The 16,084-nt window shown below is 57.9% G+C and carries 14 protein-coding genes; 6 read left to right on the top strand and 8 right to left on the bottom strand.

Going from position 1 to position 16,084, the window contains the following annotated elements; all coding sequences use genetic code 11:
* Nucleotides 1-163: 163 nt before the first annotated feature.
* On the bottom strand, nt 164-1,036 hold the full coding sequence (gene rfbA, locus CVS27_RS05185; protein ID WP_103464760.1) for a glucose-1-phosphate thymidylyltransferase RfbA: 873 nt from the start codon (nt 1,034-1,036) through the stop codon (nt 164-166).
* Nucleotides 1,037-1,131: 95 nt separating this feature from the next.
* Here rfbA and CVS27_RS05180 point away from each other — a divergent pair, with 95 nt between their 5' ends.
* From CVS27_RS05180 to CVS27_RS05165, 4 genes are all read left to right on the top strand, one after another.
* On the top strand, nt 1,132-2,244 hold the full coding sequence (locus CVS27_RS05180; RefSeq protein ID WP_103464657.1) for an acyltransferase family protein: 1,113 nt from the start codon (nt 1,132-1,134) through the stop codon (nt 2,242-2,244).
* 439 nt (nt 2,245-2,683) lie between these two features.
* The gene (locus tag CVS27_RS20480; RefSeq protein WP_133162877.1) at nt 2,684-3,049 is read left to right on the top strand and encodes a DUF2142 domain-containing protein; all 366 of its coding nucleotides are present in this window, start codon (nt 2,684-2,686) and stop codon (nt 3,047-3,049) included.
* A gap of 161 nt (nt 3,050-3,210) precedes the next feature.
* Complete coding sequence (locus CVS27_RS05170; RefSeq protein WP_103464655.1) at nt 3,211-3,420, top strand: hypothetical protein; 210 nt, start codon at nt 3,211-3,213, stop codon at nt 3,418-3,420.
* Between the two features lie 509 nt (nt 3,421-3,929).
* Entirely contained in the window at nt 3,930-5,498 is a 1,569-nt protein-coding gene (locus CVS27_RS05165) for a DUF2142 domain-containing protein (RefSeq protein ID WP_103464654.1), read from the top strand.
* Between the two features lie 211 nt (nt 5,499-5,709).
* Here CVS27_RS05165 and CVS27_RS05160 read toward each other — a convergent pair whose 3' ends face one another.
* From CVS27_RS05160 to CVS27_RS05130, 7 genes are all read right to left on the bottom strand, one after another.
* On the bottom strand, nt 5,710-6,618 hold the full coding sequence (locus CVS27_RS05160; protein WP_103464653.1) for a glycosyltransferase: 909 nt from the start codon (nt 6,616-6,618) through the stop codon (nt 5,710-5,712).
* 9 nt (nt 6,619-6,627) lie between these two features.
* Complete coding sequence (locus CVS27_RS05155; RefSeq protein ID WP_103464652.1) at nt 6,628-7,722, bottom strand: NAD-dependent epimerase/dehydratase family protein; 1,095 nt, start codon at nt 7,720-7,722, stop codon at nt 6,628-6,630.
* A 23-nt stretch (nt 7,723-7,745) separates the two neighbouring features.
* Nucleotides 7,746-8,633, bottom strand: coding sequence for a glycosyltransferase (locus tag CVS27_RS05150; RefSeq protein WP_103464651.1), 888 nt, complete (start codon nt 8,631-8,633; stop codon nt 7,746-7,748).
* Nucleotides 8,634-9,011: a DUF2304 domain-containing protein gene (locus tag CVS27_RS05145; protein ID WP_103464650.1), complete on the bottom strand. Its 378-nt coding sequence runs from the start codon at nt 9,009-9,011 to the stop codon at nt 8,634-8,636.
* A 3-nt stretch (nt 9,012-9,014) separates the two neighbouring features.
* The gene (locus CVS27_RS05140) at nt 9,015-9,773 is read right to left on the bottom strand and encodes a glycosyltransferase family 2 protein (protein ID WP_103464649.1); all 759 of its coding nucleotides are present in this window, start codon (nt 9,771-9,773) and stop codon (nt 9,015-9,017) included.
* A gap of 66 nt (nt 9,774-9,839) precedes the next feature.
* Entirely contained in the window at nt 9,840-10,763 is a 924-nt protein-coding gene (locus CVS27_RS05135; protein ID WP_103464648.1) for a glycosyltransferase, read from the bottom strand.
* Nucleotides 10,753-11,988: a polysaccharide biosynthesis protein gene (locus CVS27_RS05130; protein ID WP_103464647.1), complete on the bottom strand. Its 1,236-nt coding sequence runs from the start codon at nt 11,986-11,988 to the stop codon at nt 10,753-10,755. The genes CVS27_RS05135 and CVS27_RS05130 overlap by 11 nt, the downstream gene beginning before the upstream one ends.
* A 147-nt stretch (nt 11,989-12,135) precedes the next feature.
* Between CVS27_RS05130 and CVS27_RS05125 the strand changes: the two genes are divergently transcribed.
* Nucleotides 12,136-12,894, top strand: coding sequence for a glycosyltransferase (locus CVS27_RS05125; RefSeq protein ID WP_103464646.1), 759 nt, complete (start codon nt 12,136-12,138; stop codon nt 12,892-12,894).
* Nucleotides 12,895-13,211: 317 nt separating this feature from the next.
* On the top strand, nt 13,212-15,905 hold the full coding sequence (locus CVS27_RS05120; protein WP_103464645.1) for a GH25 family lysozyme: 2,694 nt from the start codon (nt 13,212-13,214) through the stop codon (nt 15,903-15,905).
* Nucleotides 15,906-16,084 lie beyond the last annotated feature (179 nt).

The raw sequence follows: 16,084 nt of genomic DNA, 5'->3' as shown, positions 1-16,084 counted from the left end.
CAATAGTCATGGACCTTTCGAGTCCATTGCCGCAATTCCGGCGAGTGACGTCAAAAAGAAACACCCCTATCCGCAGATAGGGGTGTAACTATTTTGCTCAAGTCAGTTGGAACTTTGTCTAGGACTCAGGGAACCTATCACCTAGAATCACAGTGTCGCTGGGCTAACCCTGGCCGGACTGCAGCAGGCCTAGCAAGTAAGCGCCGTAGCCACTCTTGACCAGTGGTTCTGCCCGTTGGCGGAGCTCGTCGTCGCTGAGGAATCCTTGGCGCCAGGCGACTTCTTCCGGAGCACCGATCTTGAGGTCTTGCCTATTTTCGACGGTGCGAACGAAGTTGGACGCGTCGTTGAGGTCGCTGAATGTTCCGGTGTCCAACCACGCCGTCCCGCGGGGGAGAATTTCTACCTGCAGCTTTCCGCGCTCCAGGTAGTTTTTGTTCACATCGGTGATCTCCAACTCACCGCGTGGTGACGGCTTGAGGTTCCTTGCTATCTCAATGACATCGTTGTCGTAGAAGTACAGTCCGGGAACTGCGTAGTGGCTTCTAGGTTTCTCCGGCTTTTCCTCCAAGGAAAGGGCCTTGCCGGCTGCGTCGAATTCGACCACGCCATAGGACTTCGGATCCCTTACCCAGTACCCAAATACGGCGCCGCCGTCGATGTTCGCGTGACGGCGAAGCTGTGAGCCCATACCCGGACCGTAGAAGATGTTGTCGCCGAGCACCAGCGCAACGGTGTCGTTGCCGATGTGGTCCGCGCCGAGGACGAACGCCTGTGCCAGGCCGTCCGGTGAAGGCTGCTGGACATAAGTCAGGTTGACGCCGAATTGTGACCCGTCACCCAAGAGCCGCTGGAACTGATCGGCGTCGTGCGGGGTAGTGACAATCAGGATGTCGCGGATGCCAGCCAGGATCAGGGTCGACAAAGGATAGTAGATCATGGGCTTGTCGTAGACAGGGACCAGCTGCTTGCTGATGCCCAAGGTGATTGGATGAAGCCGTGAACCGGTACCGCCGGCCAAGATTATTCCTCGCATGTCATAAATCATGACTCAGAAGACATACGACAGCAAACTGATTGGCCATAGGTGCTGGTTGTGATAGCACTTGACGCCTGTTATAGAATTGCACAATGCTCAATCGTGAAACCAGCGGGATAACCTTGCCCGGTACCGCCCAAGGTGCGAGGACTGATCCTGCCACGCGATTCGGCGCACCCCTTGATCCACGGAACAACAGCCTGAATTTCATCAGGCTAATACTCGCACTGATGGTTCTTTTTGCGCACAGTTTCTTCATCGTGGGAGCCGGGACCGGCCCAGGGTTCAAGGGTGAGAACCTTGGCGGCTGGGCTGTTGCGGGGTTCTTTGGTATCAGTGGCTACCTGATCACGGGAAGCCGCTTCAACAACCGGCTTGGCACCTTTCTGGTCCACCGCATAGCCCGAATTGTGCCGGCGTTCCTGGTCTGCCTGGTGGCGATGGCTGCAATCTTTGCTCCCATCGCGTACTACATACAACATTCCTCTTTGCATGGGTTCTTCCAGACGCCAACCACGCCTGCGAACTCGATTTTTGCGAACATGTTTTTAAAGATTTCCACCTATGACATTGCTGGTACACCGGCTGGGGTGCCCTACCCCGGTGCTTGGAACGGGTCGTTGTGGACGCTGTACTTTGAATTCCTTTGCTACCTGCTGGTCGCGTTTTTGGGTACGTTTGCCATCGTCAAGAAGACCCCTTGGCCCATGGTGGCCGCGTTCATCTTGAGTGTTCTGGTCTGGGCCAATCTGCAAAAGATTGATCCCTACATTCAAAATAACCTTGATTTCAATTTGTTGGCCCGTCTGGTCCCATTCTTCCTCGGGGGTGCGGTGGTCAAAGTGTTTTCGAAGCGGATTGGCTTGAGCTGGCAGGGTGCGGCGGTCGCGGCAGTTCTCGCAGCGGCGTCGATTCTTGGTCTTGAGGGCTTCGGTAACCAACTTGCGGCACCATTCCTGGCGTACGTGCTGTTGTGGATTTCAACCTGGCTCCCCAGTCCCAAGCTGGTGCTGAAGAATGATGTTTCCTACGGGGCCTACATCTACGCTTTCCCGGTTCAACAGCTACTCGCGGTCTTCGGTGCTTACCATTGGGGCGTTTGGTGGTTCACCCTAGCCGCCCTCCTGGCCACCATGCCACTGGCCATTGCCAGCTGGCTGTTGGTGGAGCAACCAATCATGCGCTCGGTAAGGCGTAGGTCTTGAGGATTCGTTAAACAATTGCAAAGAAAGACTTGCCGCTTTACTTTGGCGGTTTTCATTGCAATGAAGCGATAATACACACAATATTATTGCGAATAATGTCTACTTTTATCCCTGACCCAAGCGGGTCCATGTCCAAGTCAGGGGCGTCAGACTTGATGTAAGTTCCGGACGAACCTGCGCACACGATCGAGGCCGTTGCAGTGGCAAACGGACAGATTCGCGGCACCAGAGGCAACAACGAAGGCAAGCTGACGCTGGTTCAGGTGCCCCACTACGTTGCAGCTATTGGCCAACAAACATGCATGGCATAAAAGCGACTGTGACGGCTGACTGCGCACCGCCCATCGACGGGAATACATGGGACTTGGTCGACGCAGCCACGGGCGCTGGCAACTACAACCCCGTTTATTAGGCGCTGGCTGGATTGCCGTCCCGATTCATGACCGGTGAGTCGGCCGAGTACGCAGTACGGGCTGTGAGCGCCTTGATGGGTGCCACTTTTCTCGCTCTGGCAATTGGCACTGCATCCTGCATGCGTCGATCGTTTTGCCCGACTACAGCTGCGCTCGTGGCGGTAACGCCCATGGTGCTGTATCTCAACGGTTCCATCAATCCCAATGCACTTGAGATGGTCACCATGGCATCTCATTTTTCTAAGTGCATGTCTGGTGTTTCCGGCGCTGTTTTGGCCAACACGCGCGCCTTGTCGCTGATTTGGCTGACCGCAGCAGTTGTCGCGGCAGTCGTTCTGTACGGGTTCAAGCCCATGGTCGCAGTGGCTAGGAACCGTCTGGGCAGTCGATGATGGCAATAGAGGCACTAGGGTGTGCAGCTATTTTGGCGTGGCTTGCCGTCGCGAACAGTTTTAGGAGTCTGGGAGGGGTTCCCATTGACGTGAAACCGGGACAGGTGTTCGCGGCCATGCTTGATCAAACGTTTCTCTATTCGTCTGGCTACATTTGAATCATGGACTGGCTGGATGCCCCGGCCCTTGGCGCGGTCATGATTTTCTGGAACTGCGCATTTGCAGCCATCATTCTTGGAGGGCTTGCCGCAAGGCGCCTGCACAGCCGGATCGCCGTGTGGCTTGTCATGGTTGCAGTCATTGTCTTGCCACCGACTCTTCAGGGCCAGGTTGTTAGTGAACTCGGACACTTTTGGCAAGGCAGATACTAGCTTGCACTGTTTGCTCTGGTTTGCTCTGGTTTGCGTCGTGAGTTTGCAAGTTCGACCAGCTCCCAGTGGGGAGTGGGCCAAGTCCGTTGCTCGTTGGCTGGTCGCTGGCGTGCTGGTCTACAAGTTACTTTTCAAGCGGAGCCAAAGGCTGCAGTGACCCCAGCATCGCCGGGAAACGACACGGTAGTCGTTTAGCCAGGAATCGCCTGTAGCCCGTTTGGGCGGCGGCTGCCAGCCTTGATGCCCGCCGGCAAGAAGTGCATGGGTTGGGACAGTCTTGCGGGTTGCGGCGACTGTTTCCGCTGGCCGCCATGAGCTGACTGATGTGCTGGCCCGGCCGTCAATGGTGGGGCCACGGCACGTGCCAATGACCTTGGCCCTTTCGGCTTTGGGGCAGAAATTCCGGGACAAGGTGCACCAGTAAATCCCGATTCGAGCAGCGGTCCGCGGGCATGATGAGCTGAACCACCAACACGGCTGCCCCGTCCCATACGGTAATATTGTTGACAATGTCTACTTTGATTCCTGCCCCTAGCCAGTCCCGAGCCAGGTCAGGGGCGGCAGCTTTTCTGCGTCGATCCCTTGGTGTTTTCCCGATTGTTGCCGCGCTGTCCATGTTGTGGGTATTTGCCTCTCCACTTATGTCAGTTCCGGACGAGCCAGCACACACCATCAAGGCTGTTTCCGTTGCGCATGGGCAATTGAATGGCGTCTCCGGAGGCCAGCAGAGTGACCTCACGATCGTTCGGGTGCCTGGCTACATCGCCAATCTCGGCGGCCAGGCTTGCATGGCGTGGCGTGCCACCGTGACTGCGGATTGTGCGCCCCCGATTCAGGCGTCGGCACAGGAACTTGTCGACGCGGGAACCAGTGCAGGTAACTACAATCCGATGTACTACGCGGTTGTAGGACTTCCTTCCCAGTTTCTCAGCGGCGCCAAGGCACTCTACGCCATGCGGGGTGTCAGCGCCCTGATATGTGCAGTGTTCTTATCATTCGCGATTGGCGCGGCAGCCAGTTTGCGGAGACCGTTCTGGCCGAAGTCTGTGACGCTGGTTGCAGTGACACCCATGGTGCTGTATCTGAGCGGATCCATCAACCCCAACGCCCTGGAAATCGTGACGACGGCGGCACTGTTCATGAGTGCATGCTTGGTGTTTGAGAATTACAGAAACTTGGCGAATGTCCGATTGGCCATGGTTGTCGTCGGTGTATCCGGTGCAGTGCTGGCAAATACGCGAGCCATGTCTCTGTTGTGGCTGGCATGTGCCGTGGGTGCGGCTGTCCTGCTCTATGGATGGAAGCCACTGCTCGCGGTGTTTAAGAACCGGTTGGGGCTGGCCATGATGGCCCTGATTGTCCTTGGCTGTGCGCTGAGCTTGGCCTGGCTGGTGATGGCAAACAGCTTCCAAAGTCTCTTGGGCACCCCCACGGACATCCCACCAGCACAGGCATTTGCCAGGATGCTTGATGAAACGTTCAAGTACTCCGCTGGATATGTTGGTGTCATGGGGTGGCTTGACACGCCGCTGCCGGGTGCCATCATGGCATTTTGGAACTTTGCCTTCGCTGCTGTGATCCTCGGCGGACTGTCCGTGCGGAGGTTGAGAAGCCGAATTACGGTGTGGGCCGGCCTGGCCGCGGTGCTGCTGGTACCGGCGGTTGTCCAGGCGCAGGCAGTTCAGGAGATCGGGTACATCTGGCAGGGACGCTATTTGTTGGCATTGTTCGTCCTCTTCCTCTTGGCCTGTGGCGTTGCCCTGCGCACTGCCCCAGCGCCGCAGGGTGCAAGGGCAAAGGCTGTTGCCCGCTGGCTAATCGCCGGGGCAGTGGGGGTTCACATCTACGCTTTCCTCTATGTTCTCCGCCGTTACGTGGTTGGTTTGCAGGAGCACACAAACTGGACTGAAATGTTCAACCCGCTGTGGCAGCCACCATTTTCCTGGCAGGGCTTGTCATTGGCCTACTTGGCGGTTCTGACTATTGCGGCAGTCGTGGCCTACAAGTCACTTTTCCCTGCTGGACTAAAGCACACACCGAAGCGAAACTCGCCGAAAGAAGACATGCTCAGCGTCTAGGCGAGCATCTGGTGACGCCCGGTGGGCTCCCACTGCGGGGCCTGCCAATCGCGGACAGGCAGGGCAGTCCTTAAAGGATTTGGGGCCTTGTTCAGTTATCCGGTCAATCTGACCGGATAACTGAACAAGGCCCCATCCGATTTTGGATCAGCTTGTTGATGTGGCCAAGGCTATGTAGCCCTGCAAAATAAGGCGGACCATGCCTGCGGCATCAACGGGGTGTGCGTTGCCCCGAAATTCCGGCAAATCCGTCCCGGACACCGGCCAGCGCCGAGGCCAGTCTTTTGCCCCGACCAGGAGCCAGAGCTGTGACAATCGCCAAGTGCCGGTAGTCCGCCAAAACGCCCTTGAGTGCCCAAGCGGGTTGCGTGCGCCAATATTTACGCAGCAGCAGGAGACGGTTCCTGAAAATGTAGTAATACCTGTAACTGGCCGCTGTGCGAATGCGCAGTGGACGGCCACCAGGGGCGATCTTGATGCCGAAGAGCGAGGCAGCAACCATTGAACCCAGCGCATGCTCCAGACGGGCTTCTGGGGCCAGTACGGACTCCATGCCGGCGTCTCGTGCCCGTAGGTAAAACTCAGTGTCAACCCCGTCGATGAACAGTTCTTCCATCAGCAGGCCAATGGAGTCCAATGCCTCACACGGGATCAACAGGCCTGATTGGATCGGCTCGCCTCCAAGGAGAGTATCCTTGTGCGCCCCGCGCCTTCGGGTCGGCAGGCCACTGATCGATCCGGGAGCCACCATGCCAACAGTGACGCCGTTAGCCCGGGCAACCTCGTGGGCGGCAAGTAATTTGGCGGTGTACCCGGGATCAAGCAGTGAATCCTGGTCCATGGTGAGAATGAACACCGGGTTGCTGGCGTGTTCCCGAGCCGCCCGAATGCCAGCGTTGAGGGCACCGGCGATACCGCTGTTGCGCCGTAGACGTACAACCTGGGCTCCCATGGACTCCAGTTGGGCCAGGATTCCCTGACAGTCGTTGGGGCTTCCGTCATCGACGGCAACCACATGGCCCACCTGCTCCATCAGCGCCGCGCAATGTGCCACAACGCCAGCATCCGGGTTGTACAACGAAACTACTGCGGCGATGTTGTCCTCTGGAACCTTGCCCATTCGGCGCGACTAGGCTGGCTGGACGTCAGGCTGGGCGTCAATCCAGTTGGCCAACAGGTCGATGCCCTGGGCCAGATTGTATTGAGGTGTCCAGCCCAGTACCCGCTCGGCATCGGAGACGTCGGCCCACGCGTGACGCACATCGCCTTGGCGGTACTGTCCGGTGACATGAGGAGCTGGGGCGTTGTAATGCTTGGCGATCAATTCCGCAGCCGTTCCGATCGTTTGAAACTCACCGGAACCAACGTCCATGGGCTCATCCTGGACTGTAGCGGACAAGGCCCCGGCAACAATTGCTGAGGCAACGTCGTCAATCAGGATGAAGTCGCGACGGACGTCACCGTCTTCATAGAGCGGGATGGACTTTCCGCCCATGGCCATGCGGCAAAACAGGCTCATGATGCCGGTGTAGGGGTTGATGAGGGACTGACCGGGGCCGTATACGTTCTGCAGCCGCAGGATAACCGTCTCTATGCCGAAGGACTTCGCCCACGCCTGGATGATGTGTTCCTGTGCCAGCTTGGTGCCACCGTAGACGCTGACAGGTGCCGGGAAAGTTGTGGCGGCCTTCATCGCTACTGGGCTGGCGTCGGGGAAGTCCCACTGACCTTCATCCAAGGTTGTGCTGGTTCGTTGACCGGGATAGAACGTGCTGCCGTCCGCCCTTGTCCAAGCGCCTTCACCGTAAACAGCACGGCTGGATGAGAGCACAATGCGACGGGGGAGTTTTTGGTGTCTTGTGAGTCCGTCGAGCAGTTGCGTGGTGCCGACGACGTTCACATGCGCGTGGCGGGTCGACTCGTTCAGCGACTGGGCAGTTCCAGTCTCGGCCGCCAGGTGGATGACGACGTCGGGTGTCACAGTGGCCAAGACCGTGTCCCAAGTCTGGGCTTCCGTTACATCTCCGACGATGAGCTCAACTGCCTCAGCGAGTTCTGCCGGCCGCTCCCCGCTGGCATGAATTTGGGGGTGGAGGTTGTCCACCACCACGACGCGGTCGAATGCTTCCACGAGGGTGGCTGATATTGCGCAGCCGATGAAGCCGGCGCCGCCTGTGACCAGTACGGTCCCGCCGGAGTGGATCGTTGAAGAAGGATTAGTCACGAAAGACCTTTCGAAGATTTGAGTCAGCTGCCGAAGGCATGCCGGGCAAGTGCCTTCATGGCCACTGTATGACGGGTCATTGCTGCACGTGGAAGTAGAGCCAGGGCGTGGGCGCGCGATGTTAGCCGAAGCTTGGCGGCCCGTTTGGTTCTGGTCCAGCCAAGCTCCTCAGCTTGGCTGGCGGCAAAAGCGAAGTATTCACGCTCGCCAGCGAACCTGGATCCGTCAACGAGCTTGGCCGATGAGGCACTTGCCGAATGGCGGCGGTAGGAGAAACAGACTGTGGGTTCGACCAATATCTGTGCACCCTGGTAAATCATGTCCATGGTCAGGGCGACATCCTGAATGATGGGATAACCCTCGCGGAAGTCAACCTCACGGATCTTCTCCGTGCGGAAGGCCAACGACGGCCAGTATAGCCACACACCGTGCATGAGATTTGTAGCCAAGGATTCGCCGGAGAGCAGTTGACGGCTGTTGCTGCGAGGTTTTACACAACGCTGCTTGACAGTATCAACAAGCGTATTGACTGTCCGGCCATCCTCATCGATCACTATGACGCCCGGCTGGATGATCGAAGCTTCAGGGAAGCGTTCGTGACCGGCAAGAATCGTAGAAACGTAGTTCGGATGAATGATGTCATCGCACCCGAGGATCACTATCATTTCTTGTTTTGCCAGGGCAACACAGCTTCGGTAGTTCGCGGTGATCCCTTCGTTATGCTCTTTGCGGATGTAAGTAATCCGCGGATGAGCCAACTCAGCAACAAATCTTTCGATGGCACGGTCAGGATAGGCGTCGTCGATGATCGTCAACTCCCAATCATCGCAATCCTGGGCAACGACGCTGCGCACCGTTGCTTCCATGTATCCGGGATCTCCCCAATAGGGGATGAAGATATCCAATGGCATTTAGTCGCCGTCTCTTTTCTGAGTTTCGGTGGGGGAAATTCTTCCCGCGACTTCTTCGATTTGTGTACGAAGAATCGCCACTTCTTCGGCAAGTGTTCGGGTCTCGTCCTCCAGTACGGATAATTCCCAGGACAAATGCAGGCAAACACCCAAGAGCAGCAAAATACTCAAGATGAATAGGAGGTTGGATGGAAGCTGTACGCCCAAAAGCTCCGCGGCAATGTTTAGCAGCTGAGGGAATGCTGCCAGAACCACAGTGAGTGCGCCCACAACAAGCCACAAAGTTGCGTACTTTTCACGGAACTTCTTCCGTCGAAGCATTTCCAAGACAAGGCCCACGATGGCAAGGGCCAGCAGCAGTGCTGCAAGATTACTCATGGACTACTCTCCCGCCGGCACAGTGAGGCTCGGCTGGTTGGAGGGGACAACAGAACGCTTACGGGTAAATGCAAATAATAGGGCAAAGACCGACCTTCCCAGGTAGATGGCGGCCTTCATAGGATTATGGCTAGGGGTCCCACCCTGCCGTGGGCGCATCTCCACTGGCACCTGTGTCACGGTGCAGCCTGAGCGAAGAGCCACAACGAGGGAATCGATCGTGTCTCCCAAGTACTCGGCAGGGTAATGGTCAAGGTACTGGCTGATAGCACGGTCGTTGGCAGCACGAAATCCACTGGTCACATCCGTAAGCTTTGTTTTGGCCACGGCTGAAATCACCTTTGCCAGCACGAGCATGGCCCACTTGCGCGGGCCTCGGACAGTGTAGTCTCCCCGGTCGGCGAAACGCGCGCCAATGGAGATGTCAGCTACTTCGAGACCGGCCAGAACTTCAGCGATATTTCGCGGATCATGCTGGCCATCTGCATCAACCTGTATGACACGGGAATAGCCCATCCGGCGTGCATATTTGAAACCGGCACGCATGGCCCCGCCGACCCCAAGGTTGAACGGGAGGTTCAAGACGGTTGCACCCGCAGCTGCGGCAACAGCCGCCGTCGAGTCAGTCGAGCCGTCATTGACTACGAGGACATCGTAGCTTTCACTGGCGGCCAGAACTTCCGCTACCGTGGCGGCAACGGCTTCTTCTTCGTTCCAGGCAGGCATGATGATCAGCACGCGCTGGGTGGGTAAGGAATTCATATCATCCAAACTATATCAAGTAGTCAAAGTGTAATTATGTGCATCCGGCCGGCGGAGCGTCCTGCGCTAGAGCCGTGTTTCCAAGTCGGCGGGGATTCTGCCCATCCTTGACCGCAGAGCGTCTCGGAAACCGGCAGCTGCTGCGGTGAGCAGTTTCACTCTATTTGGGCTGAAAAGGAAACGGAGCAAGTGTGCCTTTGACTCCTCGATCAGACGGCGTGCCACCCACTTCGGATAGCGGCGCGCGTAGCGTTTGGTAAGCACAGTTCCATTGCGGCAAATGTAGTAGATGCGGCTGGGGGAGTGATAGTTGAAGGAAATTTCCCGGCCAAAAAGGCCAACGCTACGTCCAAGGACCACAGCTTTGCCGCGCTCACCCAAATCATGTTCGATGGCGCAGTCAGGACCAATGATTGTGGCCAGACCTGCTTCCCTGCACCGCATGGTGAAGTCGGAATCAACGCCGTCGATGAAGAAATCCGAAGCAAAAGGACCCACGGATTCAATGGTCTTCCGGGGGATGACGAATCCGGACTGCATGGGATCGAATGCCTGCCGGAATCCCTGAATCTCCCCCATCGCGGGGCTCGGATGGCCACTGTAGCTTGCGGCACACACAAAGCCAACGCCGACGCCGGCTGCTTGTGCCCGTGCCACGGTTTCCAAAGCGGTGGCAACGTAGTCTTCGGACAACACTGAATCTTGATCCAATGTGATGAAGTAGTCAGGCAGCCACTGTTCACGGGCATGGTTGACTCCGGTATTGAGGGCCACGGCGATGCCTTGGTTGGTGGGCAGCCGCAGCACAGTTGCCCCGGTGCCCTCCAATTCCGCTAAGACTCCGGCGGATCCTTCGGGCGAGCCGTCGTCAACAATGACGATGTGGTCTACTTGCATCGCCAAAGCACGGACCGTGCTGACCAGGGTGGGCGACGGCCGGTAGGCGGCAATGACAGCGGCAGTGGTCTGGTGGCCTTGACTATTCGCCATTTTCGGGGGAATTCCTTCCAAGGTTGAGAACCCTCAGCGAGGGGAAAAGGAGTGTGACGAAAAGCAGGGCTTCACTGAGGGCCATGCCCATGGCAATCCCGACGGCGTTGCCGGCAAAGCCGGAGACCAGCATGACGGCCACACCAAACACAGCCGACACAAGAGTCCAGCGAAGAATGAGGGCTCTTTCTCCGGCTGGAATGAGGAGGTTGCGGATGAACGGTGTGCTCGCCGACAGGAAAGCAAACGACACACCATAGTAGAAGCAGAGTTCGGTGCTGGCCTGAATCTGGCCGGCAAAGAGGATGGCGCTAGCCGTGGGTCCGGCTACTGTCAGTATCGCGGCGCCGATGACACCCAATATGACATGGGACCAGATGGCCATGACATGCCGCTGGCGTGTGTTGGAGATCCCTGATTCGATGGTCCAGCTTTGGAACGCGTTTCCCAAGGCCACAATGGTGAACAGGCCAAAACGATAGAGAGTGTCCGCTGTGGCGAGCGCCCCGGAGGCAGCCGCGGATGTGGTTGCCGTGGCAATCGGGGTTGGTGTCGAGGCGTAGGCGTTACCGGCTAGGTTTATGCTCGCAGTGTGTCCCTGCGCCTTGATTTCTCCGAGGGTGGCCCGCACATCTGTTGGAAGCCAAACACCGGTTGGTGCCAGTCTCCGGTGGAAAAGGACCAAGGCCAGCACAGTCGCCACAGCGAGAATGGCTGTGTAGTTCCAGAGCTGATGCGTCAGCATCAGCAATGGTGCCGATATGGCAGTGGCCAGGAACCGCGGGACTGTGTCAAAAATGGCCAGTAGCTTGGGCTGACCCATGCCAATGCAGAACCAGGCCGGGGACATGCCCGTCAGGACCGAAGCAAGAGCCATGTTGACCGCCTCGGCTCTGAACCCAGGAGCGGCAATCATGGCGGAGAGGACCACCACAACGGGAACGATCAGCAGCATCAGTAGGATGCGGGTCCTTATGCTGGCCAGATAGATGGCGCCTCGATCATGGCTGCCTGCAGCCCGGGCAATGGCGACCGGACCGTCAATGTTCCAACCCCATAGCAGGACAGTTGCGCCAAAAATTCCAATGGCCTGCCCCGAAATGACGCTTGATATTCCTTCGGCGCCGACAAATCCGGAAATGATAGGCAGCAGCAGCAGTGGTGTGACCAACGACAAGAGCGGCAGAAAGGTAAAACCTGAAAGTCGCAGCAGAACGGTCTTCATGTCGGGAATGGGATCCTTGGGCAGTCGATTGGTCTCTTCACTCTACTGGAGTTGGGCGTGCCCCGAGATCATCTAGAATGTCCGGGGGCGGTCTAGATTCGATTCCGGCGGCCTTGGCAGTGCAGCATCGAGCGAAGAGTGAGTCCAATGACCGAGAACCCATACGAAGAGCCTGGAACTGTGCGTGTAAGCGTCTGCATGGCTACATATCGTGGTGCCCGCTACGTGGGGGAGCAACTGGAATCCATCTTGGCGCAATTGGGTGCCAACGATGAAGTCGTCGTGGTGGACGATGCTTCGCCCGATGAAACCGTCGCTGTCATCAAGGGGCTGCAGGATCCCCGAATCCGGATTTTTGAAGTCGCAAAGAACCAAGGATATGTACGCTCCTTTGAGCAGGCAGTTCTTGCCAGTCACGGTGATTTCATCTTCCTGGCCGACCAGGACGATGTGTGGATGCCCGGCAGGCTGGAGGCGATGCTCAGTGCGCTGGAGGACACCGACGTCGTGGCGTCGAACTTCGCCGTCCTGGGTGGCGGTTCACGGAATGGTGTTCCTGAATTGGCATCGGCTGATTCCTCCCGCTATCTGAGAAACATCCTCGGGGTAGTCATTGGATACCGGCCCTACTACGGCTGTGCCATGGCGATGACCAGGCGGCAGGCGGAGATATTCACACCCATCCCGCACTATCTGGTGGAGTCTCATGATCTATGGATGGCCCTGTGCGGAAATATTGGCAAATCCATGACACACCTGCAAGAACCCACTCTCTGGCGCCGCTTGCACGCGGACAACGTCACACCTCGCGGGTGGCGCTCGCTTGGTGTCATTCTGCGGGCTCGGATCATGATCCTGCGGGCATTGGTGGAAGCCGCAAGGCGTACCAAGGCAGCCCGCACATAGGAACAGTCCGGGTTCCCCTGTCTCCAGCGGCCCTTTCCGGAACATCCCACAATTCTCGAGCTAAATGATCCGCAATTGGACGGCCCGGAATCCCCGGGAGATGGCACACTAGGACGAAGGCCAAATTCAATCCACGGATTCGACAGCATTCCTCGACCAGGCCTGCGCAGTCCCGTGGCTGCGGCCAGGGGTAACCCTGAATGCTAATCTGTTCTGGCCAACTGCCGTGATTGCGGTTGAAATCTGGTCTGCTAGTACTCCCGCACGACAAGAGGCAGTGTCCCAGACGTTCGGGGACGGAAACCGTGAAAGGTGCTATGTCAACGTATAAGCCCGCCCGAACAGCTGCTTGCTGGCATCCCAGTCGCAAAGTTGGATTGGGATCCATTGCCAGTGTTATCGCCTTGACGTCAGTGATCCTTGCCGGTGGAGCCGGACTTTGGCCATTGTCGGCACAGGCAGCACCGCAGGGTCCTGAGACCACATCACCGGAAAGCAGCGCTTCGCCTGCAGCGCCTTCCGCATCCGCCCAGCCCCTCCTCGAGACGCCCTCACCGGACGTCGCAGCCAGTCCAGACGCGGCTGAGCCGGGGATTTCCAATGGATACGCAAAACCAGAGGGTCCGGGGGCGGAGATGGGCTCTGCCGGCAAGTCGGCCGCCAATGGCGCACCCGGCCAAACGCGAAGTCTCCCAAGAGCCCAGGCGCTGGGTCTGGATGGCAGCAGTGCCCGGGCCATCCAGCCGGATGGAACGGAAGGCCTGCCCCTGGGCATGGATGTCAGCGGATGGCAGCCAACCGTCGACTGGGCTGGGGCATGGGCCAATGGTGCGCGGTTCGCCTACATCAAGGCCTCTGAAGGTCCTTGGACGATGAACGACTACTTCGCCCAGCAGTACAACGGTGCGGCGGCCGTGGGCATGGTGCGCGGCGCCTACCATTTTGCCCGCCCCCATATTTCCGGTGGGAAAAACCAGGCAGAAGTCTTCATTCAAAGTGGTGGGGGCTGGTCTGCTGACGGAAAAACCTTGCCCGGAGTTCTGGACCTGGAGGCGCATGTTCCCGTGAGTGCCGCGGATAAGGTCGGGTCATGCTACAACATGACGCCCGCCCAACTGGTGGCCTGGACACGGGATTTCACCTCGACATATAAGAACCTCACATCCCGCGACGCGGTCATATATTCCTCCTACAGTTTTTGGCAGAGTTGCATGGGCAACACCACGGCATTTTCTGCAATAAACCCGCTGTGGATTGCCGCCTACGGCCCGCCTTTGAGCGGAGTTCTCATGCCCGGAGGATGGCCGGCATTCACCTTTTGGCAGTATGCAGATGCTGGTACATTCCCCGGAGATCAAAACGTTTTCAACGGTTCCTACGATCAGCTCAAGACCTTTGTCGGCGGTCGGGAGGCGCCCATTGCCGTGACAGTTAGAGATGTGGTTGCGGGCAAGGATTTTGATGGTGATGGGGTTCCTGATGTTATTGCCACGAAGTCGGATGGGACGTTGTGGTTTTATCCGGGAAGTGGCACCGGGGCTGTTGGGGCTGCTCGGAAGATTGGTTCCGGGTGGAATATTTATGATGTCGTTGCCGGTGTTGGGGATTTCAACAAGGATGGCAAGAATGATCTTGTGGCACGGAAAACTGACGGTTCGCTGTGGTTTTATGCCGGTACTGGGGTTGTTAACAACACCAGCGAGGGTTACCGTGGCGGGGTCAAGGTGGGCGAGTTTGGCTGGGGTGCCTTCACCCAAATTCTTGGTGTTGGCGACTTCGACACCGATGGAAACGCCGACCTGCTAACTACTCGTGCGGACGGCACTTTGTGGTTCTATCCTGGCAGTGGCACGGGCACGCCCGGTGCTGGGCGCCAGATCGGGAGCGGCTGGAACATGTATGACCAGTTGGTTGCTCCGGGTGATTTCGATCTCGACGGCAAGGCGGACATTATTGCCCGCAAACCTGATGGCAGCCTCTGGCACTACGCCGGCACCGGTACTGTCAGCGGGTCCAGTGAAGGCTACAGGGGGGCCACCAAGATTGGTGATTTTGGCTGGAGTGCATTCAGCCAGATCGTCGGAGCCGGCGATGCGAACAAGGACGGCAAGAATGACCTGATGACCCGGACTCCTGACGGCGCCCTCTCCTTCTACCCCGGCACCGGTATGAAGAATTACGGGGTGCGCGGCGGCAGCAAAATAGGGCTCTTCGGTTGGGACGCCTTCAACAATGTGGTTGCGGGCAAGGATTTTGATGGTGATGGGGTTCCTGATGTTATTGCCACGAAGTCGGATGGGACGTTGTGGTTTTATCCGGGAAGTGGCACCGGGGCTGTTGGGGCTGCTCGGAAGATTGGTTCCGGGTGGAATATTTATGATGTCGTTGCCGGTGTTGGGGATTTCAACAAGGATGGCAAGAATGATCTTGTGGCACGGAAAACTGACGGTTCGCTGTGGTTTTATGCCGGTACTGGGGTTGTTAACAACACCAGCGAGGGTTACCGTGGCGGGGTCAAGGTGGGCGAGTTTGGCTGGGGTGCCTTCACCCAAATTCTTGGTGTTGGCGACTTCGACACCGATGGAAACGCCGACCTGCTAACTACTCGTGCGGACGGCACTTTGTGGTTCTATCCTGGCAGTGGCACGGGCACGCCCGGTGCTGGGCGCCAGATCGGGAGCGGCTGGAACATGTATGACCAGTTGGTTGCTCCGGGTGATTTCGATCTCGACGGCAAGGCGGACATTATTGCCCGCAAACCTGATGGCAGCCTCTGGCACTACGCCGGCACCGGCGTCGCCAACGGGGCCAGTGAGAGTTTTCGGGGGGCCACCAAGATTGGTGATTTTGGCTGGAATGCATTCAGCCAGATCGTCGGAGCCGGCGATGCGAACAAGGACGGCAAGAATGACCTGATGACCCGGACGCCTGACGGCGCCCTCTCCTTCTACCCCGGCTTTGTGGAGCGAAACAACGGATATGCCTCCGCAACAAAGGTGGGAACACTGTAACCTGCCCGAGCGGCAGTGCATCCCAGGATTGGGTGGCCTGGTTGTTGTCGCTGATCACAACAGCCAGGGCGTGACGCGGGCCTCGAGGATGTGTCGGACGTGCCCCAAGGCCCGCCAGCCGTGTCGGCCGGGATTAAACGAATGCGCCGCCCCGTGTATCGGAGCCGAAATGAATCATG

This window comes from Arthrobacter glacialis, assembly GCF_002909445.1.
GTDB lineage: Bacteria > Actinomycetota > Actinomycetes > Actinomycetales > Micrococcaceae > Specibacter > Specibacter glacialis.
The sequence above is the reverse complement of the archived record's forward strand: the minus strand, read 5'-3'. Positions and strand labels throughout refer to the sequence as shown.